Annotated in this window: 28 protein-coding genes; 22 read left to right on the top strand and 6 right to left on the bottom strand. The window is 73.2% G+C overall.

From position 1 onward, the window contains the following. The first annotated feature begins 81 nt into the window (after positions 1–81). The 3 genes from ACZ4YY_RS01625 to ACZ4YY_RS01615 all read left to right on the top strand — a co-directional run bounded on the left by ACZ4YY_RS01625 (position 82) and on the right by ACZ4YY_RS01615 (position 2702). Entirely contained in the window at positions 82–1056 is a 975-nt protein-coding gene (locus ACZ4YY_RS01625) for an ABC transporter ATP-binding protein (RefSeq protein ID WP_468282332.1), read from the top strand. 100 nt (positions 1057–1156) lie between these two features. After that, positions 1157–1978, top strand: a complete 822-nt coding sequence (locus ACZ4YY_RS01620; protein ID WP_468282329.1) for an ABC transporter permease — start codon at positions 1157–1159, stop codon at positions 1976–1978. Positions 1979–2012: 34 nt separating this feature from the next. Beyond that, positions 2013–2702, top strand: coding sequence for an AAA family ATPase (locus ACZ4YY_RS01615; protein ID WP_468282326.1), 690 nt, complete (start codon positions 2013–2015; stop codon positions 2700–2702). Positions 2703–3514: 812 nt separating this feature from the next. Here ACZ4YY_RS01615 and ybaK read toward each other — a convergent pair. From ybaK to ACZ4YY_RS01595, 4 genes are all read right to left on the bottom strand, one after another. Then, a complete protein-coding gene (gene ybaK / locus ACZ4YY_RS01610; protein WP_468282323.1) occupies positions 3515–4018 on the bottom strand; it encodes a Cys-tRNA(Pro) deacylase in 504 nt (167 codons plus the stop codon). 20 nt (positions 4019–4038) lie between these two features. Continuing rightward, positions 4039–4779: an LON peptidase substrate-binding domain-containing protein gene (locus ACZ4YY_RS01605; RefSeq protein ID WP_468282320.1), complete on the bottom strand. Its 741-nt coding sequence runs from the start codon at positions 4777–4779 to the stop codon at positions 4039–4041. An 11-nt stretch (positions 4780–4790) separates the two neighbouring features. Continuing rightward, positions 4791–5828, bottom strand: a complete 1038-nt coding sequence (locus ACZ4YY_RS01600; RefSeq protein WP_468282317.1) for a hypothetical protein — start codon at positions 5826–5828, stop codon at positions 4791–4793. Between the two features lie 133 nt (positions 5829–5961). Then, positions 5962–7539 (bottom strand): oxidoreductase, encoded by a 1578-nt coding sequence (locus tag ACZ4YY_RS01595; RefSeq protein ID WP_468282314.1) that lies wholly within the window; start codon positions 7537–7539, stop codon positions 5962–5964. A gap of 186 nt (positions 7540–7725) precedes the next feature. Between ACZ4YY_RS01595 and hisD the strand changes: the two genes are divergently transcribed. The 8 genes from hisD to hisF are packed head-to-tail and all read left to right on the top strand — an operon-like array spanning position 7726 to position 13424. After that, on the top strand, positions 7726–9051 hold the full coding sequence (hisD, locus tag ACZ4YY_RS01590; protein WP_468282311.1) for a histidinol dehydrogenase: 1326 nt from the start codon (positions 7726–7728) through the stop codon (positions 9049–9051). Beyond that, positions 9048–10157, top strand: coding sequence for a histidinol-phosphate transaminase (locus ACZ4YY_RS01585; protein WP_468282308.1), 1110 nt, complete (start codon positions 9048–9050; stop codon positions 10155–10157). Before hisD ends, ACZ4YY_RS01585 begins: the two co-directional genes overlap by 4 nt. Continuing rightward, entirely contained in the window at positions 10154–10747 is a 594-nt protein-coding gene (gene hisB, locus ACZ4YY_RS01580) for an imidazoleglycerol-phosphate dehydratase HisB (protein WP_468282305.1), read from the top strand. Before ACZ4YY_RS01585 ends, hisB begins: the two co-directional genes overlap by 4 nt. After that, positions 10744–10908: a hypothetical protein gene (locus ACZ4YY_RS01575; protein ID WP_468282303.1), complete on the top strand. Its 165-nt coding sequence runs from the start codon at positions 10744–10746 to the stop codon at positions 10906–10908. Before hisB ends, ACZ4YY_RS01575 begins: the two co-directional genes overlap by 4 nt. After that, positions 10905–11549, top strand: a complete 645-nt coding sequence (gene hisH / locus ACZ4YY_RS01570; RefSeq protein WP_468282300.1) for an imidazole glycerol phosphate synthase subunit HisH — start codon at positions 10905–10907, stop codon at positions 11547–11549. The genes ACZ4YY_RS01575 and hisH overlap by 4 nt, the downstream gene beginning before the upstream one ends. Continuing rightward, a complete protein-coding gene (gene priA / locus ACZ4YY_RS01565) occupies positions 11546–12271 on the top strand; it encodes a bifunctional 1-(5-phosphoribosyl)-5-((5-phosphoribosylamino)methylideneamino)imidazole-4-carboxamide isomerase/phosphoribosylanthranilate isomerase PriA (protein WP_468282297.1) in 726 nt (241 codons plus the stop codon). The genes hisH and priA overlap by 4 nt, the downstream gene beginning before the upstream one ends. Continuing rightward, a complete protein-coding gene (locus ACZ4YY_RS01560) occupies positions 12268–12672 on the top strand; it encodes a RidA family protein (RefSeq protein ID WP_468282294.1) in 405 nt (134 codons plus the stop codon). The genes priA and ACZ4YY_RS01560 overlap by 4 nt, the downstream gene beginning before the upstream one ends. Continuing rightward, positions 12669–13424, top strand: a complete 756-nt coding sequence (hisF, locus tag ACZ4YY_RS01555; RefSeq protein WP_468282291.1) for an imidazole glycerol phosphate synthase subunit HisF — start codon at positions 12669–12671, stop codon at positions 13422–13424. The genes ACZ4YY_RS01560 and hisF overlap by 4 nt, the downstream gene beginning before the upstream one ends. A 60-nt stretch (positions 13425–13484) precedes the next feature. Here the strand turns inward: hisF and ACZ4YY_RS01550 are convergent, their stop codons facing one another. Both ACZ4YY_RS01550 and ACZ4YY_RS01545 read right to left on the bottom strand, forming a co-directional pair. Next, positions 13485–13883 carry a VOC family protein gene (locus ACZ4YY_RS01550; RefSeq protein ID WP_468282288.1) on the bottom strand — a complete coding sequence of 133 codons (399 nt, stop codon included), beginning with the start codon at positions 13881–13883 and terminating at the stop codon, positions 13485–13487. A gap of 15 nt (positions 13884–13898) precedes the next feature. Next, the gene (locus tag ACZ4YY_RS01545; protein ID WP_468282286.1) at positions 13899–14534 is read right to left on the bottom strand and encodes a TIGR03085 family metal-binding protein; all 636 of its coding nucleotides are present in this window, start codon (positions 14532–14534) and stop codon (positions 13899–13901) included. 83 nt (positions 14535–14617) lie between these two features. Between ACZ4YY_RS01545 and hisI the strand changes: the two genes are divergently transcribed. The 11 genes from hisI to lgt all read left to right on the top strand — a co-directional run bounded on the left by hisI (position 14618) and on the right by lgt (position 23627). Further along, positions 14618–15079: a phosphoribosyl-AMP cyclohydrolase gene (hisI, locus tag ACZ4YY_RS01540; protein WP_468282283.1), complete on the top strand. Its 462-nt coding sequence runs from the start codon at positions 14618–14620 to the stop codon at positions 15077–15079. Between the two features lie 11 nt (positions 15080–15090). Further along, entirely contained in the window at positions 15091–16569 is a 1479-nt protein-coding gene (locus tag ACZ4YY_RS01535; RefSeq protein WP_468282280.1) for an anthranilate synthase component I, read from the top strand. A gap of 72 nt (positions 16570–16641) precedes the next feature. Continuing rightward, entirely contained in the window at positions 16642–17292 is a 651-nt protein-coding gene (locus ACZ4YY_RS01530) for a TIGR02234 family membrane protein (RefSeq protein ID WP_468282277.1), read from the top strand. A 172-nt stretch (positions 17293–17464) separates the two neighbouring features. Beyond that, positions 17465–17716, top strand: a complete 252-nt coding sequence (locus tag ACZ4YY_RS01525) for an HGxxPAAW family protein (RefSeq protein WP_468282274.1) — start codon at positions 17465–17467, stop codon at positions 17714–17716. A gap of 80 nt (positions 17717–17796) precedes the next feature. Further along, on the top strand, positions 17797–18231 hold the full coding sequence (locus ACZ4YY_RS01520; RefSeq protein ID WP_468282271.1) for a DUF2752 domain-containing protein: 435 nt from the start codon (positions 17797–17799) through the stop codon (positions 18229–18231). Positions 18232–18369: 138 nt separating this feature from the next. Beyond that, entirely contained in the window at positions 18370–19179 is an 810-nt protein-coding gene (trpC, locus tag ACZ4YY_RS01515; protein ID WP_468282268.1) for an indole-3-glycerol phosphate synthase TrpC, read from the top strand. 21 nt (positions 19180–19200) lie between these two features. Continuing rightward, on the top strand, positions 19201–19431 hold the full coding sequence (trpM, locus tag ACZ4YY_RS01510) for a tryptophan biosynthesis modulator TrpM (RefSeq protein ID WP_468282265.1): 231 nt from the start codon (positions 19201–19203) through the stop codon (positions 19429–19431). Between the two features lie 75 nt (positions 19432–19506). Further along, the gene (trpB, locus tag ACZ4YY_RS01505) at positions 19507–20790 is read left to right on the top strand and encodes a tryptophan synthase subunit beta (RefSeq protein WP_468282262.1); all 1284 of its coding nucleotides are present in this window, start codon (positions 19507–19509) and stop codon (positions 20788–20790) included. Next, a complete protein-coding gene (gene trpA / locus ACZ4YY_RS01500; RefSeq protein ID WP_468282259.1) occupies positions 20787–21605 on the top strand; it encodes a tryptophan synthase subunit alpha in 819 nt (272 codons plus the stop codon). The genes trpB and trpA overlap by 4 nt, the downstream gene beginning before the upstream one ends. Positions 21606–21697: 92 nt before the next feature. Further along, complete coding sequence (locus tag ACZ4YY_RS01495; protein WP_468282255.1) at positions 21698–22474, top strand: DsbA family protein; 777 nt, start codon at positions 21698–21700, stop codon at positions 22472–22474. An 82-nt stretch (positions 22475–22556) separates the two neighbouring features. Next, positions 22557–23627, top strand: a complete 1071-nt coding sequence (gene lgt / locus ACZ4YY_RS01490; protein ID WP_468282252.1) for a prolipoprotein diacylglyceryl transferase — start codon at positions 22557–22559, stop codon at positions 23625–23627. Positions 23628–23642 lie beyond the last annotated feature (15 nt).

Here is a 23642-nt window from a genome sequence, read left to right as displayed (position 1 = left end):
CGAGCAGAGCTCCCGGACCCCGTAGGCTCGTCCCTTGTGAGTACGCGTGCGGCACCGGCCATCCGACACAGGGGCGAGGTCGTGTGTGCCGTGCGCGGGCTGTCCAAGACCTATCCCTCGGTGAGAGGCCGGCGCGGCACCCCCGCCACCCCCGAGGTACGGGCCACCGACGACGTGCGGCTGGACGTCCGGCGCGGGGAGATCTTCGGGCTGCTCGGTCCGAACGGCGCCGGCAAGTCCACCCTCGTCCGCCAGCTCACCGGGCTGATGCGGCCCGACGCGGGCAGTGTGGAGATCCTCGGGCACGACATCGTGCGCCACCCGGAGCGGGCCGCGCGCCTCCTCGCCTACCTCGGCCAGGAGTCCACCGCCCTCGACGACCTCACCGTCTCCCTCGCCGCCGAGACCACCGGGCGCCTGCGCGGGCTCGACGTACGGCAGGCGCGCGGGGAGCGCGACGCGGTCCTCGACGAGCTGGGACTCACCCCGATCGCCGGGCGGCCGCTCAGGAAGCTCTCCGGCGGACAGCGACGGCTGGCCTGCTTCGCGACCGCGCTGGTGGGGGAACGGCCCCTGCTGGTGCTGGACGAGCCGACCACCGGGATGGACCCCGTGGCCCGGCGGGCCGTGTGGTCCGCCGTGGACCGGCGGCGGGCGGAGCGCGGGACGACCGTGCTGCTCGTCACCCACAACGTCATCGAGGCCGAGACCGTGCTCGACCGGGTCGCCGTCCTCGACCGGGGCCGGGTCATCGCCTGCGACACACCCGCCGGACTCAAGGAACAGGTCGCCGGCGAGGTGCGGGTGGAGCTGGTGTGGCGCGAGCGGGCACCGCTCGAGGTGCCCGAGGTCGCCGTGCTGCGCGAACGGGCCGTGGAGTCCGGACGCCGCTGGACGCTGCGGCTGGCGCCCGACGAGGCCCGCGCGGTCGTCGCCACCGTCACCGGCGGGGCCGCCTTCGCCGCCCTGGACGACTTCACCCTGGCCACGCCCAGCCTGGAGGACGTCTACCTGGCACTGGGCGGCGCCGCGCGGCAGGGGCTGGTGAAGGTGTGAGCAGGACAGCCACCACAGCCGTACTGAACAGGGCGACTGACCGAGTTCACGCCGGGAAGCCCGAGAAGCCCGAGAAGTCCGAGAAGGGGAGCAGCGCCACGTGAGTGTCGTACCCGCCGAGGTTCTGCCGGGCAGCGCCCTGGCCGTGGACGAGCCGGCCCGGGAAGCGGCCGAGCTGGGGCCGCGGGCGCGGATGTGGCCGTCGCTCGTGGCCGTGTACCGGGCGCAGCTGTCCCGCGCGCGGGTGGCTCGCATCCCGCTGCTGTTCGTCGCGACCTTCCAGTCGGTCGGCATCCTGGTCATGATGCGCGGCGTCGTGGACGGCGGTCGCGAGGCGGAGGCCGTGGTGGCCGGCTCGGCGGTGCTCGTCGTCGCCTTCGTCGCGCTGAACCTGCTCGCGCAGTACTTCGGACAGCTGCGGGCGAGCGGCGGGCTGGACCACTACGCGACGCTTCCGGTGCCGCCGGCCGCGGTGGTGCTGGGCGCTGCGGGCGCGTACGCGTCGTTCACGGTGCCGGGGACGCTGGTGACGGCCGTCTTCGGGTGTGTGCTGTTCGGGCTGCCGTTGACCCACCTGTGGGTGCTGGCGCTGGTGATCCCGCTGGCGGGGGCCGCGCTGTCCGGGCTCGGAGCGGCCTTCGGGCTGCTCGCGCCGCGGCCGGAGCTGGCCACCGTGCTGGGGCAGCTGGGCATGTCCGCGGCGCTGCTGCTGGGCGTGCTGCCGCCGGACCGGATGCCCGAGCCGGTGCGCTTCGCGCGCGACCTGCTGCCGTCCACCTACGGCGTCGAGGCCTTCGCGCGGACCTTCCGGGCGAGCCCCGACTGGGCGTTCGTCCTCGGTGACCTCGCGGTGTGCGCCGGGGTCGGTGTCGTCTCGCTGGCCGTAGCGACCTGGGCGTACCGTCGGGCCGCCGTCCGATGACGCGACGGTCGGGCGCGCCTGGCACGATGTCAGGGTGACCGCACCGCTGACTCCCCCTCCGCCCCCGCACGAACCGTCCGCGCACAAGGCCTGGCCGCCTTCGCCCGCCGGGCACCCGGGAGCGGGTGGCGCGCCCCACGACGCCGGACACGGATCGGACGGTCCCGGGATGAGGACCGAACTGCGGGAAGCCGCCGTGATCACGGTGGCGGCCGCGGTCGTCGGAGTGGTGCTGGGGCTGCTGTGGGTGTGGCTCGCGCCGCGCGTGCCGCTGGTCGGGGACGTCGTCGACGGTAACTGGGTCGTGTACTTCAAGGACACCGAGGGCGAGCAGGCGGTCGGCGTCGACGGAACGTTCACGCTGCTCGCCGTCGCCTGCGGTCTGGTGAGCGCGGTGGCGGTGTTCGCCTGGCGGCGGCGCGGGGGCGTACCGCTGGTGGTGGCGCTGACCGTGGGCGGGCTGCTCGGCTCGGTCCTCGCCTGGCGCCTCGGGGTGTGGCTCGGCCCCTCCTCGGACGTCCTGGCGCAGGCGAAGGCGGCGGGCAGGGGCGTGACCTTCTCGGCCCCGCTGAAGCTGGGCGCCAAGGGCGCGCTGCTCGCCTGGCCCCTGGCCGCGCTCCTGGTCCACCTGGGCCTCACGGCTCTCTTCGGCCCCCGGGACCCGGACCCGTACGCCCACCCCGACCCGTACGTACCTCAGGGGCCGCAGGGCCCGACGGGGTAGACCGGGGCCGGCTCGGCCGGCCGCGCGTCGGGTCGGCCGACGACCGCCTCCGACTCCGGTGCCGGCTCTGTCTCTCGCCCCGGCCGGGCGCGGGGTCGCTCCGGGTTCCATGGGCCCGCCCCTCGGCTCGGGCGGGAGTTGTCCGGGGCGCCACGGCTCTGTCCCTCGACCCCGGCCGGGCGCGGGGTCGCTCCGGGTTCCAAGGGCTCTGTCCCTCGGCTCTCCGGCGGGGCTGCGCCCCAGCACCCCGCTTCGCCCCCTGGACGAACCTCGTCCTCGAACGCCGGACGGGCTGGATCTCACGAACCGGCGCGGCAGTGGCCCCATGTCTCGCCGACCAGTGGCCTCCGAGCCGCCTGGCTTCCTGCGCCCGTCGTCGCCAGGCCTCCGATTCCCGTACCCGTGGCCGGCAAGGCCCCCCGTCGTCTCCGAGCCCCGTGGCTTCACCGGAGTGCCGTCGTCCCCCGGCCTGCCGCCGGGCCGCTGTCGGCCCCGCCCGTCGTCGCCAGGCCCCCGATTCGCGTACCCGTCCCGGGCAAGGCCCTCGTCGTCTCCGAGCCGTGTGGTCTCACCGGAGTGCCGTCGTCCCCCGGCCTGCTGCCGGGCCGCTGTCGGCCCCGCCCGTCGTCGGCAGGCCTCCGATTCGCGTACCCGTCGCCGGCAAGGCCCTCGTCGTCTCCGAGCCGTGTGGTCTCACCGGAGTGCCGTCGTCCCCCGGCCTGCCGCCGGGCCGCTGCCCTCACCCGCCCGTCGTCTCCGAGCGCCGTCCTCGGTGGTCCCGCCGACAGCCTCGCCGCGCGGCGGCGGGGGGCTCATGTCCGGCCGATGGGGGCCAGTACCGCCCGCGTGAGATGCGCCAGGTCGGTGGGGGCCAGTTCGACCTCCAGGCCGCGTCGGCCCGCCGACACGCAGATGGTGGCGTGGGCGGTCGCGGAGTCGTCGAGGACGGTGCGCAGCCGCTTGCGCTGGCCGAGCGGGGAGATGCCGCCGCGCACGTAGCCCGTGGTGCGCTCGGCCAGCGTCGGGTCGGCCATGGCCGCCCGCTTGCCGCCGACCGCCGACGCGAGCGCCTTCAGGTCGAGCGAGCCCGCGACCGGGACCACGGCCACGGTCAGGGTGCCGTCGACGTCCGCGACGAGGGTCTTGAACACCCGGTCGGGGGAGACGCCCATCGCCTCGGCCGCCTCCTCGCCGTAGGACGGGTGGCTCGGGTCGTGGTCGTAGGCGTGGACGGTGTGGTCCACGCCCGCGGCCGTCAGGGCCACCGTGGCGGGCGTGCCGCCGGACTGCTGCTGCTTCTTCGACTTCTTCGCCATGCGCGCCTTCCGGAGTGACGTCAGTTGAGACTCGTCGGCCCGCGGGTGAGCTCCGCCGCGGGCAGCGAGGGAAGGCTACGGAGGATCGCCGTCTCCGTGCGCAGGAGTTTCAGCTCGTCGCGCAGCCGGGAGGCGGTGTCCGGCGCCTGGAGCAGCCGCTGCTTGGTCGGCGTGTCCAGCATCATCGCGGCCGCCACCAGGTACGACACCACGGGCGGTTCGTCAGGCAGGTCCGCCCCGGTGGCCAGCGAGCGCTCACGCGCCCCGGCTAGCCGCTTCTGGTACTGCCGGAAGGCCCGCAGCACGCCCTCCGCGAGGGCTCCCGCCTCGTCGCCCGGCTCCTCCGGCAGCTCCTGCAGTTCCGCCGTCAGGAACGGTCCGGAGGCGTCGACCGACAGCAGCCGCACCCGGGTCGTGCCGGTCGCCAGCACCTCGAAGGTGCCGTCGGCCCGCTCCCGGATCGTGGCCGCGTCGGCGACACAGCCGATCTTGTGGAAGGCCTGCGCGGGGTCGTCGCCGAAGCCCGCGGCCGGGCCGCGCTCGGGCAGCGCCGTCTGGTCCGGCATGCCCGGTGCGGCCGGAGCCACCTCGTGGCCGTCGCGGATGGCGACGACGGCGAACCGGCGCGGTTCGTCCTCGGGAGTCTTGAGCAGCTCCCGCATCAGGGCGCGATAGCGCTCCTCGAAGACGTTCAGCGGGAGGACGAGCCCGGGGAACAGCACCGAGTTCAGGGGGAAGAGCGGAAGCCGGACGGTGGTCACGCCGCAGAAGCCTAGTGGTCCGCGGGGTACACGCGTTCCCCGTGCCCGCCCCGCGCGGGCCAGGGAGACTGTCCGGCGGGCTCCGAGCACACGCTCTCGCGCACCGCGAGGAAGTGCCCGAGCGGGTCGTCCGAGAGCCTGCCCCAGGGGAAGGACGTGGCGTACGGGCCGATCAGCCGCAGTTGGACGAGGGCGTCCTCGCGGCGGCCGAGGCGGACCAGGACGTACGTCAGGAGGTTGCGGATCTCGGCCGGCCAGGGGTCGGCGGCCGGGAAGCGCGCGGACAGGTCGACCGCCCGGTCGGCGGCCACCTCCAGGCGCTCGCGCGGCACCTCGGGCCCGCAGCCGTCGGTGAGGTAGGCGAACGCCGCCCGCACCGGCAGCGCCTGCACCAGCGAGCCCGCCGGGCCGTCCTGCGCGGCCCGGTCGGCGAAGTCGAAGCACTCCCGGTGGGAGCCGTGCCACGACTCGGCCAGGTAGCGCTTGGCGGCCACATGGCAGCCGTAGTGGTGCGGGGCGCGCCGCACGGCCGCCTCCCACAGCTCGCCGAAGTACTTGTGCCCGGCGCGGGTCCCGCGCGCGTGGTCGAGCGCGATGCGCCAGGGCACGGGGTCGCGGACGTCGCTCTGCGCGGCCGCCGTGATCAGCGGGCTCACCTCGCGCAGCAGTTCGGCCCGGGCCGGCGAGCGCCAGGCGCGGTCCACCGCGAGCTGGGCGGAGACGAGCAGGACGTCCGGGTCGCGCGGGGCGGCGGCGCGCCACTCCCGGAACCACTCGGGGCGGGCGTCCGCGAAGGACGCCAGGCGCGTGGTGTACCGGTCGTGGTACTCCCACTCGGCCCGTCGGCGGGTACCGGCCAGGAGCGCGGCGGCGGGCTCGTAGGCGCCCTGGCCGGCCGCGACCAGTGCGGGGCCGAGGCGGTCGTCGGGCACGTCGAGGAGCACCTCGTCGTCGGCCGGAAGCCCGCCGGCGGGGTGGGGGGCGGCGGTCCGGGGCGGCCGGGACGTCGCCGTCCGGGGGCCACGGATGAACGGGGGCAGCAGAGCCATGGTTTTGCCATTGAAAAGCCGCTGGTCGCGGATGCGCCAGGGGGTAGGGCGAACCTGTGGAAAGTTGTACGCCGCCAAGTCAAGGAAAGGTAAAAGGTGCCTGTTCGGCTGTCGTCCCTCAGTTTCACCCTCGTCAGCCGCGCCGCAGCATCCGCGTCGTCCCCGCCGCCACCGTCGTCGCCAGTATCCAGCCCAGCAGGATCATCGCCGCCTGCACCCACTGCCAGCCGCCCTGCATCCGCCACTGGCCGACCTGCCCCAGGTCGATCACGGGCAACAGCAGGTCGAGGGCGAACAGCGCCGGGTTCCACGGCGGATGCCCGTCCCGGTTGACCGGCGGGGGAGCGGCGCGCGCGAAGGCCACCGAGCTCGCCGCCCACAGCACCGCCATCCACACGGCGGCACGCCCGGGCCGGTACCCGTAGGCGACCGTCCAATCCTGCGCGTACCCCCACAGTTTCGCGGCCGGCGGCAGCGTCTCGCGGCGGCGGCGCTGCTTGGCGAGCAGCACCTCGCGGGCGTCCTCGTCCTCCCCGCCCGCGCGCAGCACGGTCGCCAGCCGCTCGTACGGCTCCGGGTTGTACTCGGCGGTAGCGGCGGCCACCCACTCCAGCCGCTCGGCCAGCGGGAACGGCCCCTGCGGCACCAGGTTCTCGTACGCGAAGCCCCCCATGTGCAGTCGGCCGGGGCCCGGCCAGGCCGCCGCGCGGTCCACGAGGCTGACCACGCGCGCCCCTGACAGCACCACCTTGCCGCGCTGCGGCTGCTCCCCGAGGAAGCGCAGCTCGTTCGTCTGCACCCGGCGCAGCGACAGCTCCTGGTCCTCCGTGAGGGTGAACCGGGCCCGCTCCAGGTCGACGGCGTCGCCGAACCGCCCGTCGTCCAGCCGCACGCCGCCGCGGCACTCGAACCGCTGGACGCGCGTCCCGCGCGCGGGTGTCGTGCCGCTCAGCGCCTGCACGCCCAGACCGGCCGGCGTCAGGTACAGGGAGCGCTCGACGGTCAGCTGGGGCGCGTTCAGTGCGAACCGCGTGTACGGGTTGGTCAGCCGCGCCCCGCGCAGGCTCAGCGACACGCCGATCTGCGCGCTGCGCAGCCGCAGCTCGCCGTGCGACTCCAGCATCTCCGCCTGGAGGTCCTGGCCGACGGTCAGCCCGTCGGCGGAGACCGAGCGGCCGGTGCGGTCGCGGTAGACGATCGCCTGGTTGAGCATCAGATCGGTGCCGATGTGCGCGTCGGTGAGCCGGACGCCGTTGTGGAAGCGGCAGCGCGGCAGGTGCAGGTCGCCCTCCGTCTGGAGCCGGGCCGCCTCCAGCCGGGGCACCGAGCAGTCCACCATGCGCAGGGTCGTCACCCGCGCCTCCGGCAGCAGGACGTCCCGCTCGAACCGGCACCGCTTCAGCTCCACGTACGGCTCGACCGTGCCGCCCGCCAGGTCGAGCGTGCCGTCGACCTGCACGCCGACCAGCTTGAGCGAGGACACCCGGCCCGCGAGCGGCGGCGGCCCGTCCAGCAGCAGCCAGGCCACGATCCGCGCCCGCACGGTCCGCGCCTCTCCCCAGGGATGCCCGCCGTGCGGATCGTCGACGACCGTGTCGCCGTCGCTCAGGTCGTACACGGTGCCGTTGCGGAAGGCCTGCCACATGCCGGCCTCGGCCGCGGTCAGGTCGTCCGGCAGGTCCCCGCCGTTGATACCGGCCCCCTCGGTCACGCCGCTCGTTCCTCCTCATGACCAGGAAAGCCCAGGAAGAAGCCCTGGTTCGCACAACCGTTCATGCCCGCTGTGTGACGCCCCGAACGCTAACGGTGAAGGAGATCTTCCGGATCCGGCCACGTTCTGTATCAGCCATTGATACGCGCCGACGACGTCCGATCCCGGTCTGAGAGAATTGACGGCGTGATCTCCCGAATCGATCTGCGCGGCGACGCCCTTCCCGAGGGCCCCGCCCTGCGCGACCTGCTGCCCCGAGCCGACTTCGACGTTCAGGCCGCCCTGGAGAAGGTGCGTCCGATCTGCGAAGCCGTGCACCATCGGGGCGACGCGGCGCTGATCGACTTCGCCGAGAAGTTCGACGGGGTCCGGCTCGACCGGGTCCGGGTGCCCGCCGAGGCCCTCGCCCGCGCCCTGGAGGAACTCGACCCGGCCGTGCGCGCGGCCCTGGAGGAGTCCATCCGCCGCGCCCGTCTCGTGCACCGCGCCCAGCGCCGTACGAGCCACACGACGCAGGTCGTACCCGGCGGCACCGTGACCGAGAAGTGGGTTCCGGTCGAGCGCGTCGGGCTGTACGCGCCCGGCGGGCGGTCCGTCTACCCGTCCTCCGTGATCATGAACGCCGTGCCCGCGCAGGAGGCCGGCGTCGGCTCCGTCGCGCTCGCCTCGCCGGCCCAGGCCGCGTTCGGCGGGCTGCCCCACCCCACGATCCTCGCCGCCTGCGCCCTGCTCGGGGTCGACGAGGTCTACGCGGTCGGCGGCGCCACCGCCGTCGCGATGTTCGCCTACGGCACCGAGTCCTGCGCGCCCGCCAACATGGTCACCGGCCCCGGCAACATCTGGGTCGCCGCCGCCAAGCGCTACTTCACCGGCAGGATCGGCATCGACACCGAGGCCGGCCCCACCGAGATCGCGGTCCTGGCCGACGCCACGGCCGACCCGGTCCACGTGGCGTCGGACCTGATCAGCCAGGCCGAGCACGACCCGCTGGCCGCCGCCGTCCTGGTCACCGACTCCGTGGAGCTCGCGGACGCGGTGGAGAAGGAACTGGAACCGCAGGTCGCGGCCACCAAGCACATCGACGACCGGATCGTCCCCGCCCTCGCGGGCCGGCAGTCCGCGATCGTCCTCGTCGACGGCGTCGAGGAGGGCCTGCGGGTCGTCGACGCGTACGGTGCCGAACACCTGGAGATCCAGACCGCCGACGCCGCCGCGGTCGCCGACCGCGTGAAGAACGCCGGCGCGATCTTCATCGGGCCCTGGGCGCCGGTCTCGCTCGGCGACTACGCGGCGGGCTCCAACCACGTCCTGCCCACGGGCGGCTGCGCCTGCCACTCCTCGGGCCTGTCCGTCCAGTCGTTCCTGCGCGGCATCCACATCGTCGACTACACCGAGGAAGCGCTGGCCGAGGTCGCGCACCACGTGGTGACGCTGGCGGAGGCGGAGGACCTGCCCGCGCACGGCGCGGCGATCAAGGCACGGTTCGGGTGGAAGGTACCGACGAGCAAGTGAGCTTCGGAATCGACGATCTCCCCGTACGGGACGAGCTGCGCGGCAAGTCCCCCTACGGAGCGCCCCAGTTGGACGTCCCCGTCCGGCTGAACACCAACGAGAACCCCTACCCGCTGCCCGAACCGCTGGTCGAGCGGATCGCGGAGCGGGTGCGCGAGGCGGCCCGCGACCTCAACCGCTACCCCGACCGGGACGCCGTCGAGCTGCGCACCCGGCTCGCCGCGTACCTGACGGACACCTCCGGTCACCGGATCGGCCCGGCCGGCGTGTGGGCGGCCAACGGCTCCAACGAGGTCATCCAGCAGCTGCTCCAGACCTTCGGCGGGCCCGGCCGCAGCGCGATCGGCTTCGAGCCGTCGTACTCCATGCACGCACTCATCGCCCGCGGCACCGGCACGGCCTGGATCTCCGGGCCGCGGGGCGAGGACTTCACGATCGACGTCGCGGCCGCCGAGAAGGCGATCGCCGAGAACCGGCCGGACGTCGTCTTCATCACCACCCCCAACAACCCCACCGGCACCGCCGTCCCGCGCGAGACGGTCCTGGCGCTGTACGAGGCGGCGCAGGCGGCCAAGCCGTCGATGGTGGTCGTGGACGAGGCGTACGTCGAGTTCAGTCACGGTGACTCGCTGCTGCCGCTGCTCGAAGGTCGGCCGAATCTCGTCGTCTCCCGGACGATGTCGAAGGCCTTCGGCGCGGCCGGCCTGCGCCTCGGCTACCTCGCCGCCCACCCGGCCGTCGTCGACGCCGTGCAGCTCGTCCGGCTTCCGTACCACCTCTCGGCGGTCACGCAGGCCACCGCCCTGGCCGCGCTGGAGCACACCGACACGCTGCTGAAGTACGTCGAGCAGCTGAAGACGGAGCGCGACCGGCTGGTGAGCGAACTGCTCGCGATCGGCTACGAGGTCACGGCGTCGGACGCCAACTTCGTGCAGTTCGGCCGGTTCGCCGACGCCCACGCCGTCTGGCGGCAGATCCTCGACCGGGGCGTCCTGGTCCGGGACAACGGCGTCCCGGGGTGGCTGCGGGTCACCGCCGGCACGCCCGACGAGAACGACGCGTTCCTCGACGCGGTACGGGACATCAAGAAGGAGCAGGGTTCATGACTCGCGTTGGACGCGTCGAGCGCACCACCAAGGAGACCTCCGTCCTGGTCGAGATCGACCTCGACGGCACCGGCCGCACCGACATCGCCACCGGCGTCGGCTTCTACGACCACATGCTCGACCAGCTCGGCCGGCACGGTCTGTTCGACCTGACCGTGAAGACCGACGGCGACCTGCACATCGACTCCCACCACACCATCGAGGACACCGCCCTCGCGCTCGGCACCGCCTTCAAGCAGGCCCTCGGCGACAAGGTGGGCATCTACCGCTTCGGCAACTGCACGGTCCCGCTGGACGAGTCACTCGCCCAGGTCACCGTCGACCTCTCCGGACGCCCGTACCTCGTGCACACCGAGCCCGAGAAGATGGCGCCGATGATCGGCGAGTACGACACCACGATGACCCGGCACATCCTGGAGTCCTTCGTCGCCCAGGCGCAGATCGCGCTGCACGTGCACGTGCCCTACGGGCGCAACGCGCACCACATCGTGGAGTGCCAGTTCAAGGCCCTGGCCCGGGCCCTGCGGTACGCCTCCGAGCGCGACCCGCGCGCGGCCGGCATCCTCCCCTCCACGAAGGGCGCGCTGTGAACGGCACCTCGACCGTCCTGATCGTCGTCGGGCTGTTCCTGGTCGGCGGCATCATCTCCTTCGTCAAGCAGAAGATGCCGAAGAACCTGATCGTGCTGCTCTCCGTCGGCGCCGCGATGTGCCTCGTCGCCGGCGTCCTGCGGCTGGAGGTGTGGAATTGAGCACCGCAACCAAGAAGGTCGTGGTCTTCGACTACGGCTTCGGCAACGTCCGCTCCGCCGAGCGTGCCCTCGCCCGCACCGGCGCAGACGTCGAGATCACCCGTGACTTCGACAAGGCGATGAACGCCGACGGCCTGCTGGTGCCCGGCGTCGGCGCCTTCGCCGCCTGCATGCGGGGTCTGCGCCAGGCCCGCGGCGACTGGATCATCGACCGCCGGCTGTCCGGCGGCCGCCCGGTGATGGGCATCTGCGTCGGCATGCAGATCCTGTTCGCGCGCGGCATCGAGCACGGAGTGGAGACCGAGGGTCTCGACGAGTGGCCCGGCGCGGTCGAGCCGCTCCAGGCCGACATCGTCCCCCACATGGGCTGGAACACCGTCGACGCACCGGCCGGCTCCCAGCTGTTCGCCGGCCTCGACGCGGACGCACGGTTCTACTTCGTGCACTCCTACGCCGTCCACGACTGGTCGCTGGAGACGCACAACCCGACCCTGCTCGCCCCGAGGGTGACCTGGTCGACGCACGGCAAGCCGTTCGTCGCGGCCGTGGAGAACGGCGCCCTGTGGGCCACGCAGTTCCACCCCGAGAAGTCCGGCGACGCCGGAGCCCAGCTCCTCACCAACTGGATCGGAACCCTGTGAGCAAGCTCGAACTCCTCCCCGCCGTCGACGTCCGCGACGGCCAGGCCGTCCGCCTCGTGCACGGCGAGTCCGGCACCGAGACCTCCTACGGCTCCCCCCTGGAGGCCGCCCTCGCCTGGCAGCGGGCCGGCGCCGAGTGGCTGCACCTGGTCGACCTGGACGCCGCCTTCGGCACCGGGAACAACCGGGACCTGATCGCCGAGGTCACCGGGGCGATGGACATCAAGGTGGAGCTCTCCGGCGGCATCCGCGACAACGACACCCTGGCCGCCGCCCTCGCCACCGGCTGCACCCGCGTCAACCTGGGCACGGCCGCCCTGGAGACCCCCGAGTGGGTCGCCGAGGTCATCGCCGAGCACGGCGACAGGATCGCCGTCGGCCTCGACGTGCGCGGCACGACCCTGCGCGGCCGCGGCTGGACCCGCGACGGCGGCGACCTCTACGAGACGCTCGAGCGCCTCGACAAGGAAGGCTGCGCCCGCTACGTCGTGACCGACATCGCCAAGGACGGCACGCTCCAGGGCCCCAACCTGGAGCTGCTGCGGAACGTGTGCGCCGCCACCGACCGCCCGGTCGTGGCCTCCGGCGGCGTCTCGTCGCTGGACGACCTGCGGGCCATCGCCGAGCTGGTGCCCCTCGGTGTCGAGGGCGCCATCGTCGGGAAGGCGCTGTACGCGAAGGCGTTCACCCTGGAAGAGGCACTGGAGGCTGTGTCGTCATGACGTCCGAAGCCGTGCGGCGTGTGCAGAGCGGAAATCCCTGGGAAGAGACTTTCGGTTTCGCACGCGCCGTCGCGGCGGGCGACCGGGTGCTGGTGGCGGGCACGACGGCCTTCAAGGGCGACGTGCTGTACGGGGAGGGCGACCCGTACGAACAGGCCAAGGTGGCCTTCACCAGTGCCCTGGAGGCGATCGCCGAGTTCGGGCTCGGGCCCGAGTCGGTGATCAGGACCCGGATGCACCTGGCGCACCCGCGGGACGTCGACGAGGTGGGCCGGGCCCACAAGGAGTTCTTCGACACCGTGCGCCCGGCCGCGACCCTGCTGGTCGTGGAGGGTTTCATCGACCCGCGCGTCCTGGTCTCAGTGGAAGTCGAAGCATTCAGAGGAGCCGTGAACTCATGACCCTGGCGGTCCGAGTCATCCCCTGCCTGGACGTGGACAACGGCCGGGTCGTCAAGGGCGTCAACTTCCAGAACCTGCGCGACGCGGGCGACCCCGTCGAGATGGCCAAGGTGTACGACGCCGAGGGCGCCGACGAGCTGACGTTCCTCGACATCACCGCCTCGTCCGGCAACCGCGAGACCACCTACGACGTGGTGCGCCGCACGGCCGAGCAGGTGTTCATCCCGCTCACCGTGGGCGGCGGGGTGCGCACCCCGGAGGACGTCGACAAGCTGCTGCGGGCCGGCGCCGACAAGGTCGGCGTCAACACCGCCGCGATCGCCCGCCCGGAGCTGATCCAGGAGATCGCCGAGCGCTTCGGCCGCCAGGTGCTGGTGCTGTCGGTCGACGCCCGTCGCACCGCGTCGGGCTCGTTCGAGGTGACCACCCACGGCGGCCGGCGCGGCACCGGCATCGACGCCGTGGAGTGGGCGCACCGGGCCGCCGAGCTGGGTGCGGGCGAGATCCTGCTCAACTCGATGGACGCGGACGGCACGAAGGACGGCTACGACCTCGAGATGATCACGGCCGTGCGCAAGCACGTGACGGTCCCGGTGATCGCCTCCGGCGGCGCCGGCCGGCTCGGCGACTTCCCGCCGGCCGTCGAGGCGGGCGCGGACGCCGTGCTCGCGGCCTCGGTGTTCCACTTCGGGGACCTGCGCATCGGCGAGGTGAAGCAGACGCTGCGGGACGCGGGCCACCCGGTGCGCTGACGCCGTACGTCCCGGGAGGGGCCCCGGCCGGCCGGCCGTACGCCCCTCCCGGGCGGTGAGTCACTCCTTGGGCTGCGCCAGCTGCACGAAGTTGCCGACCGTGTCGTCCAGCACGGCCATGACGTACGGCCCCTGCTCCCGCGGACCCTGGGCGAAGCGGACGCCCAGCCCGGTCAGCCGCTCGTACTCGGCCCGCACGTCGTCCACGGAGAAGACGATGCAGGGCAGTCCCGCCTCCCGCAGAGCCCTGCGGTACGGCTCCGCGATCGGGCCGTGCCCCGACTCCAGCAGCAACTGCAGGTCCGCCTGCGCCCCCTCGGGCGCGCCCACGGTGACGAACAGCCCGCCACCGCCCAGCTCCCGGCGGATCCGCGTCTCGAAGCCCAGGACGTCGGTGTAGAAGGCGTGGGCCCTGGCGACGTCGTCGACGTACACGCTCGTCACGGCGACCTTGATCACGACCGGGGCGTCCGCTCAGAATCCGAGCTGCTTGCCGGAGTGCAGCTTCTCGATGGCGTCCTCGTCCCCCGCCAGCTCCACCTCGGCGGCGCTCTGCCGGCCGTACAGGAACAGCAGCAGCTCCGACGGCTCACCCGTGGCCGTCACGACCGGGGTGCCCCGGTTGGCGACCACCGTACGGCCGTCCGGGCGGCGCAGGACCAGTCCCGTCGGGGTGCCGCGGCCCATCAGCCGGGCGGTGCGCTCCAGCCGCGACCACAGGGCGTCCTGGAAGACCGGGTCCAGCTCGCGGGGCGTCCACTCGGGCCGGGCGCGGCGGACGTCCTCGGTGTGGACGTAGAACTCGACCGTGTTCGACACCTCGTCGATCTGCTTCAGCTGGAACGGCGAGAAACGCGGCGGGCCGGTACGGATCAGCTGGACCAGCTCCTCGTACGGCTTGGCGGCGAACTCCTCCATCGCCCGGTCCAGCCGGGACGCGAGCTGCTTGATCAGCAGCCCTCCGGCCGCGTCGGGCCGGCGCTCGCGCACCACCACGTGCGCGGCCAGGTCGCGGGTCAGCCAGCCCTCGCACAAGGTCGGTGCGTCGGGACCCGAGGTCTCCAAGAGGTCGGCGAGCAGGAGCCGTTCACGCTGCGCGAAAGTCGACATGCGGCCAGCCTACGACCGCGATGGGGGTCCGGACAGTGGACGACGGCCGGGTGCTGTCGGTCACGCGCGGCACAATGGCACCCATGACCAGCACGCCCCCGCCCGCCCGTCACCCGGCCACCGCCCCGCAGCGAGACGTTTCGCGCCACAGCGCTCCCTCCGGTGGCCTCGCCCCGGAGATCGCCGAGCGCCTCAGGCGCAGCGCCGACGGGCTCGTCCCGGCCATCGCCCAGCAGTACGACACCGGTGAGGTGCTCATGCTGGGCTGGATGGACGACGAGGCGCTGCACCGCACCCTGACGACCGGCCGCTGCACCTACTGGTCGCGCAGCCGCCGCGAGTACTGGGTCAAGGGCGACACCTCCGGCCACTACCAGTGGGTCAAGTCCGTCGCCCTCGACTGCGACGCCGACACCGTGCTGGTCAGGGTCGACCAGGTCGGCGCCGCCTGCCACACCGGCGCACGCACCTGTTTCGACGCCGACGTGCTCCTGCGGGAGGGCGACGGCGGCACCGGCTCCGTCGTCACCGCCGCCAATCAGTAAGGTCAGCCGCCATGGACCTCGAGACGTTCCGCAAGCTGGCCACCGACCGCCGTGTCATCCCGGTCACCCGCAAGCTCCTCGCCGACGGCGACACCCCGGTCGCGCTCTACCGCAAGCTCGCCGCCGAGCGCCCCGGCACCTTCCTGCTGGAATCCGCGGAGAACGGCCGCTCGTGGTCCCGGTACTCCTTCGTGGGCGTGCGCTCGGCCGCGACGCTGACCGAGCGCGACGGACAGGCCCACTGGGACGGCGCCCCGCCCGTCGGCGTCCCCGTCGACGGCGACCCGCTCGCCGCCCTGCGCGCCACCATCGAGGCCCTGCACACCCCCCGCCAGGAGGGGATGCCGCCCTTCACCGGCGGCATGGTCGGCTACCTCGGCTACGACATCGTGCGCCGCCTGGAGAAGGTCGGCCCCGGCGAGCGGGACGACCTGAAGCTGCCCGAGCTGACCATGCTCCTCACCAGTGACCTCGCCGTCATGGACCACTGGGAGGGCTCGGTCCTGCTGATCGCCAACGCGATCAACCACAACGACCTCGACACGGGCGTCGACGAGGCCCACGCGGACGCCGTGGCCCGCCTGGACGCGATGGAGGCGGACCTGTCCCGCGCGATCGCCCAGCCGCCCGCCGCCCTGCCGCCGTCCGAGCTGCCCGAGTACACCGCGCTGTGGGGCGGCCCGGACTTCCAGGAGGCCGTCGAGGACATCAAGGAGCGCATCCGGGCCGGGGAGGCCTTCCAGGTGGTCCCCTCCCAGCGCTTCGAGACGCCGTGCACGGCGAGCGCGCTGGACGTCTACCGCGTCCTGCGGGCCACCAACCCCTCGCCGTACATGTACCTCTTCCGCTTCGACGGCTTCGACGTCGTGGGCTCCTCCCCGGAGGCCCTGGTCAAGGTCGAGGAAGGGCGGGCCATGGTCCACCCCATCGCCGGCACCCGGCACCGCGGGGCCACCCCGCAGGAGGACCAGGCGCTCGCCGACGAACTCCTCGCCGACCCCAAGGAGCGTGCCGAGCACCTCATGCTCGTCGACCTCGGCCGCAACGACCTCGGGCGGGTGTGCGAACCCGGCTCGGTCGAGGTCGTCGACTTCATGTCCGTCGAGCGCTACTCGCACGTCATGCACATCGTCTCGACGGTCACGGGCCGCGTCGCGCGGGGCCGCACCGCCTTCGACGTCCTCACCGCCTGCTTCCCCGCGGGCACCCTCTCCGGCGCGCCCAAGCCCCGTGCTCTGCAGATCATCGACGAACTCGAACCGTCCCGCCGCGGTCTGTACGGCGGCTGCGTCGGCTACCTCGACTTCGCCGGCGACTCCGACACCGCCATCGCCATCCGCACCGCCCTGCTGCGCGACGGCACCGCCTACGTCCAGGCCGGCGCCGGCATCGTCGCCGACTCCGACCCGGCCGCCGAGGACCAGGAGTGCCGCAACAAGGCCGCCGCCGTCCTGCGCGCGGTGCACACGGCCAACCGGCTGGGACAGTAGGCGCTTTCCCCCGACGAGTGGGGGGCTTCTCACGTGGCCCCGGGTGCCGCTTCGCCCGGGGTTCAGGCGATAGTGGACTACGTGACTGCTGTTCCCCACTCCCGTTCCCGAGCCGCCGCCCCCGCCCGGTCCGGCCGCCGGAGCCTCGCCCTCGCCCTGCTGTGCGGTGCGCTGGGCGCGGCCCTGGCCCTGCTCTCGACCCGGCAGAACTGGGCGGAGGGCACGGCGAAGGTGGCCGGCGGCGCCTTCCCCCTGACCGCCAAGGGCAGCGACGTCACCGGCGTCCCCGCGGCGCTCGCCGTCGTGGGCCTCGCCGCGCTCGTCGCCGTCTTCGCCGTGCGCCGGGCCGGCCGCCTCGCCGTCTCCGCCGTCCTCGCGCTCTCCGGTGCCGGCATCGCCGCCGCCGCCCTGTTCGGCGCCTCCGACAGCGCCGCGCTCGACGAGCAGGCCGCCCGCGCCGCCGGCGACACCTCGGCGACCGTGGCCTCGCTCACCCACACCGCCTGGCCCTACGCCGCCGCCGTCGGCGGCGCGCTGATCCTCCTGGCCGGCCTGCTCGCCCTGCGCTACGGCCGCCTGTGGCCCGGTATGTCCGGCCGCTACGAACGCGGCGGCACCCCCCGGCCCCGGCGCACGGCGCAGACCGTCGACCCCGACCGGCCCGAGGACATCTGGAAGGCCCTGGACCGGGGCGAGGATCCCACGGGCGCCGACCCGGCCTGACGGCGACGCCCCGCCCGGCGCGCGGCCGGGCACCGGATGTGGCGCATCAGACGTCCCGGGAACCGACCCCCGCGTCCCGTACACGCGCGCGTACGGGACAATGGACGCCGAGCCCGACGGCTCGGATCACGTACAGGTCGTACGAAACCAAGACAGCAACGAGGAGCAAGTCATGGCGGGCAGCAGCCACGGACACACCCCGGCCGCGTGGACCGGTGTCACCATCGCCTTCATCGGTTTCTGCGTCGCGGGCGCGTTCATGGTGATGGCCGAGCCGCTGGGCTTCTGGGCCGGCATGGTGATCGTGCTGCTGGGCGGCGTCGTCGGCATGATCATGCGGGCGATGGGCCTGGGCCAGCCGAGGGAGGTCAAGCCGGTGCACCGGGTGACGGCCACGCCTGAGCCGGCGAGCGTCGAGGGCTGAGCGCCCGTACGACTTCGTGAGGGGCGGCCGGTGGCGAACCGGTCGCCCCTCACGCGCGCGTCGCCGCGGCACGGGGCACAATGCGAGGCGTGAACACCGACAGCCGGAGGGTGACGTCCAACCCGGCCGCCCGCCTCGCGGTGCCGGCCGGGATCCTCGCGGCCGTCGCGGGCGCCTTCGCCTACGTCGGGGCCGTCGACCCCAACGAGCCCGGCCACTACCCGGTCTGCCCCCTGCTGAGCCTCACCGGCCTGTACTGCCCCGGGTGCGGCGGACTGCGCAGCGCGCACGCCCTCGTCCACGGTGACGTCCCGAGCGCCCTCCAGGACAACGCGTTCGCCGTCGCCGCCGTCGCGGGGTTCGCCGTGCTGTGGACCGTCTGGGTGGTGCGGGCGGTGCGCGGACGGCCGCTGCGGCTCGACCTCGGACCCGTCCACCTGTGGACGACGGGCGCGTTGCTGCTGGTCTTCACCGTGGTCCGGAACCTGCCGGCCGGCGGCTGGCTGCATCCGTGAGCGGCGCGCGGACGTCCAGTCGGTGGGACCGGCGTCCACCGGATGCGAGGCCATCGCCCCGCTGCGGATACCATCACAGTGACCATCTGTTTCCACTGGTCGCTGGAACTGTCAACCGTCTGGAAGGGGGCCGCTCGCGTGAGTGTGCTCGACGAGATCATCGACGGAGTCCGTGCCGACCTCGCGGAGCGGCAGGCGCGCGTCAGCCTCGACGAGCTCAAGGAGCGCGCGGCGAAGGCTCCGGCCGCCAAGGACGGCGTGGCCGCCCTGCGCGGTGACGGTGTCAAGGTCATCTGCGAGGTCAAGCGCTCCAGCCCGTCCAAGGGCGCGCTCGCCGCGATCGCAGACCCGGCCGGCCTGGCCGCGGACTACGAGGCGGGCGGCGCCGCCGTCATCTCCGTCCTCACCGAACAGCGCCGTTTCGGCGGCTCGCTCGCCGACCTCGAGGCGGTCCGCGCGCGCGTCGACATCCCGGTGCTGCGCAAGGACTTCATCGTCACGTCGTACCAGCTGTGGGAGGCCCGCGCCTACGGTGCCGACCTCGCACTGCTGATCGTCGCCGCCCTCGACCAGCCGGCTCTGGAGTCGCTGATCGAGCGCGCCGTCTCCATCGGCCTGACCCCGCTCGTCGAGGTCCACGACGAGGAGGAGGTCGAGCGCGCGGTCGACGCGGGCGCCAAGGTGATCGGCGTCAACGCCCGCAACCTCAAGACGCTGGAGGTCGACCGGGGCACCTTCGAACGGGTCGCCCCCGAGATCCCCGACCACGTCGTCAAGGTCGCCGAGTCCGGCGTCCGCGGCCCCCACGACCTCATCGCGTACGCCAACGCCGGCGCCGACGCGGTGCTGGTCGGCGAGTCCCTCGTCACCGGCCGCGACCCGAAGAGCGCCGTCGCCGACCTGGTGGCGGCGGGCGAGCACCCCGCGCTGCGGCACGGGCGGGGCTGATCTCCCGCTAGGCTGGGCCCGATGACTCCGACGACCCCCGCGACCGCCACGGACCGGTACGCCCGCCTCGCGCGCGGCTGCCGGCCCCGCGGCTGCCGCGCGCCCGCCCGCCGGGTGCACGGCCGCAGGGTCCGGTACGTCATCGGTGACGAGCCCGGACAGGTGAACGGACGCCGATGGCGACGTACCTCACGGGGCGCGGGGATCTGCGCGATGTGCGGCTGCCGCCGCGCGAGCGCGACCGGCCGCTGACGGCCTGAGGCCGTCCGGCCGCCCCCGCCCCACGGCGATTCGTGTTTCTTTCCACACTCACCGTGAGGTATCCGCATGTCCAGCGAGTTCTTCATCCCCGACCCGGGGGGTCACGTTCCCACCGCCGAGGGCTACTTCGGCGCTTTCGGCGGCAAGTTCATCCCGGAGGCCCTCGTCGCCGCCGTGGACGAGGTCGCCGTCGAGTACGACAAGGCCAAGCACGACCCCGAGTTCGCCCGCGAGCTCGACGACCTGCTCGTTCACTACACGGGCCGCCCCAGTTCCCTGACGGAGGTCCCCCGCTTCGCCGAACACGCAGGCGGCGCCCGCGTGTTCCTCAAGCGCGAGGACCTCAACCACACCGGCTCCCACAAGATCAACAACGTGCTCGGCCAGGCCCTGCTCACCAAGCGCATGGGCAAGACGCGCGTGATCGCGGAGACCGGCGCCGGCCAGCACGGCGTCGCCACCGCCACCGCCTGCGCGCTCTTCGGGCTCGAGTGCACCATCTACATGGGGGAGATCGACACCCACCGCCAGGCGCTCAACGTCGCCCGCATGCGCATGCTCGGCGCCGAGGTCGTCGCGGTGAAGTCCGGAAGCCGCACGCTGAAGGACGCCATCAACGAGGCCTTCCGCGACTGGGTCGCCAACGTCGACCGCACCCACTACCTGTTCGGCACGGTCGCCGGACCGCACCCCTTCCCGGCGATGGTCCGCGACTTCCACCGGGTGATCGGCGTCGAGGCCCGCCGTCAGCTCCTGGAGCGCGCCGGACGCCTGCCCGACGCGGCGATCGCCTGCGTCGGCGGCGGATCCAACGCCATCGGCCTCTTCCACGCCTTCATCCCGGACGAGGGCGTGCGCCTCATCGGCTGCGAGCCCGCGGGGCACGGAGTGGAGACCGGCGAGCACGCCGCGACCCTCACCGCCGGCGAACCCGGCATCCTCCACGGCTCCCGCTCCTACGTCCTCCAGGACGACGAGGGGCAGATCACCGAGCCGTACTCCATCTCCGCCGGTCTGGACTACCCCGGCATCGGCCCGGAGCACTCCTACCTCAAGGACTCCGGACGCGGCGAGTACCGCGCGGTCACCGACGACGCGGCCATGCAGGCGCTGCGCCTGCTGTCGCGCACCGAGGGCATCATCCCGGCCATCGAGTCCGCCCACGCGCTGGCCGGCGCCCTGGAGGTCGGCAGGGAGCTGGGCGACGACGGGCTGATCGTGGTCAACCTGTCCGGCCGCGGCGACAAGGACATGGACACGGCCGCCCGCTACTTCGGCCTGTACGACACCGACGCCGAGGTCGCCGAGGACGCCTCCGGCACCGCCGAGATCGAGGGGGACGCCAAGTGAGCGGGAACATTCAGCTGCTGTCGGACACCCTCGCCGCCGCCCGGGCGGAGGGCCGCTCCGCCCTCATCGCCTACCTCCCGGCCGGCTTCCCGACCGTGGACGGCGGCATCGACGCGATCAAGGCGGTGTTCGACGGCGGCGCCGACGTCGTCGAGGTGGGTCTGCCGCACAGCGACCCCGTCCTGGACGGCCCGGTCATCCAGACCGCCGACGACATCGCCCTGCGCGGCGGCGTCAGGATCGCCGACGTGATGCGCACGGTCCGACAGGCCCACGAGGCCACCGGGAAGCCGGTGCTCGTCATGACGTACTGGAACCCCATCGACCGCTACGGCGTCGAGCGGTTCGCCGCCGAGCTCGCCGAGGCGGGCGGCGCCGGGGCGATCCTGCCCGACCTGCCCGTGCAGGAGTCGGCGCTGTGGAGGGAGCACGCCGAGAAGCACGGCCTCGCGACGGTCTTCGTCGTGGCGCCCAGCAGCAAGGACGAGCGGCTCGCCACCATCACCGGCGCGGGCAGCGGTTTCGTCTACGCCGCCTCCCTCATGGGCGTCACCGGCACCCGTGAGTCGGTGGGCGCGCAGGCCCAGGACCTGGTCCGGCGCACCCGCGCCACCGGCACCGGCCTGCCCGTCTGCGTCGGCCTCGGCGTCTCCGACGCCCGGCAGGCCGCCGAGGTGGCCGGCTTCGCCGACGGTGTGATCGTCGGCTCGGCCTTCGTCAAGCGGATGCTGGACGCCCCGGACCACGCGGCCGGCGTCGAGGCCGTCCGCGCGCTCGCGGGCGAGCTGGCGAAGGGCGTCCGCGGACAGGCATGACGGACATATCCGTGCGAGTCGTATGACTCACTCGAACGGGTGATCCTGGGACCGGGGAGGCGCTGGGCGCCTCCCCGGTTCGTTTCCGGGGTGTGAGCGAGAAGAATCGTGAAGGGAAGCGCACCGCCCGGGAGCGGCTGGCGGTCGAGCGCGAGAAGCAGAGGGCCACGGAGCGCCGCCGCCGGACGCTGATCGTCGCCGCGAGCGTCGTGTGCGTGCTGGGTTTGGCGGCGGTCATCGGCGTCGTCGCGGCGAACGCCGGCAAGGACGACGGCGACGACAGCGCCGGCCCGGTCGTGGCCCCCTCCGGCGCGCAGGGCAAGGACGCCCTGGCCATCCCGGTCGGCGAGGACGGCGCCAAGTCGACGCTCACCGTGTGGGAGGACTTCCGCTGCCCGGCCTGCAAGGGCTTCGAGGACGCCTACCGCTCGACGGTCCACGAGCTGACCGCCGCCGGGAAGCTGAAGGTGGAGTACCACCTGGCCACCCTCATCGACGGCAACATGGGCGGCACCGGCTCCCGCAACGCGGCGAACGCCGCGGCCTGCGCCCAGGACGTCGGCAAGTTCCCCGCTTACCACGACGTGCTGTTCCAGAACCAGCCCGCCGAGACCGACGACGCCTACGCGGAGAACGGCAGGCTCCTGGAGCTGGCCGCCAAGGTCGACGGTCTCGACACGCCCGCCTTCCGCGCCTGTGTCGAGGAGGGCACGCACAACAGCTGGGTCGTGAAGTCCAACGAGGCCTTCCAGAAGGGCGGCTTCACCGGCACCCCGACCGTCCTGCTCAACGGCAAGAACATCTACCAGGACCAGACCATGACGCCGGCGAAGCTCAAGGAGACGGTGGAGGAGGCCGACCGGGGGTGAGCGTGTCTCACCGGCCCGTTATGGAGCCGTAGCCGGGCTGCCTGCCGTGGGCCCGGTGCGGCAGGGTAGCGTCGACCTTGCCATGGAACTTGCCTACATTCCGAGCCCGTCACGCGGGGTGCTGTACCTCGGCCCCATTCCGCTGCGCGGCTACGCGTTCTGCATCATCATCGGCGTCTTCGTCGCGGTCTGGCTCGGCAACAGGCGCTGGGTCGCCCGGGGCGGGCGGGCCGGCACGGTGGCCGACATCGCCGTCTGGGCCGTCCCCTTCGGTCTGGTCGGCGGCCGTCTCTACCACGTGATCACGGACTACGAGCTGTACTTCAGCGAGGGCCGCGACTGGGTGGACGCCTTCAAGATCTGGGAGGGCGGCCTCGGGATCTGGGGCGCGATCGCCCTGGGCGCGCTGGGCGCCTGGATCGGCTGTCGCCGTCGCGGTATCCCGATGCCCGCCTACGCCGACGCCGTCGCGCCCGGCATCGCCCTCGCGCAGGCGATCGGCCGCTGGGGCAACTGGTTCAACCAGGAGCTGTACGGGCGCGAGACCGACCTTCCCTGGGCCCTGCACATCACGTCCTCCGCGGACGGCCGGGTGCCGGGCTACTACCACCCGACGTTCCTGTACGAGTCGCTGTGGTGCCTCGGCGTGGCGCTGCTCGTCATCTGGGCCGACCGCCGCTTCAAGCTGGGACACGGCCGGGCGTTCGCGCTGTACGTCGCCGCGTACTGCGCCGGGCGCTTCTGGATCGAGTACATGCGGGTGGACGACGCCCACCACATCCTGGGCCTGCGGTTGAACAACTGGACCGCGCTGGTCGTCTTCCTGCTCGCGGTGGTCTACCTCGTGGTGTCGGCGAAGAAGCGGCCGGGTCGGGAGAGCGTCGTCGAGCCGGGCGCGTCCGACGGTGACGGTGCCGTGGACACGGAGGCCGACGGCGAGGGCGGGTCCGAGGACGCGCCGAAGGGCGAAGGCGCCGCCGGGGAGAAGTCCGAGGCGAAGGCCGACGGGAAGCCCGAGGTGAAGTCCGGGGCCGAGACCGACGGGAAGCCCGGGGCGAAGGACGAGGTTTCGGACGCGAAGACCGACGGGCCGTCGGGCGACGCGGCGAAGGAGACCACGGACGCGGCCGGGTCGGCGGGCCAGAAGAGCTGACGACCGCTGGTTCCA

It is taken from the genome of Streptomyces sp. NPDC030143 (genome assembly GCF_055573695.1).
This window is presented reverse-complemented; position numbering and strand designations above follow the sequence as displayed.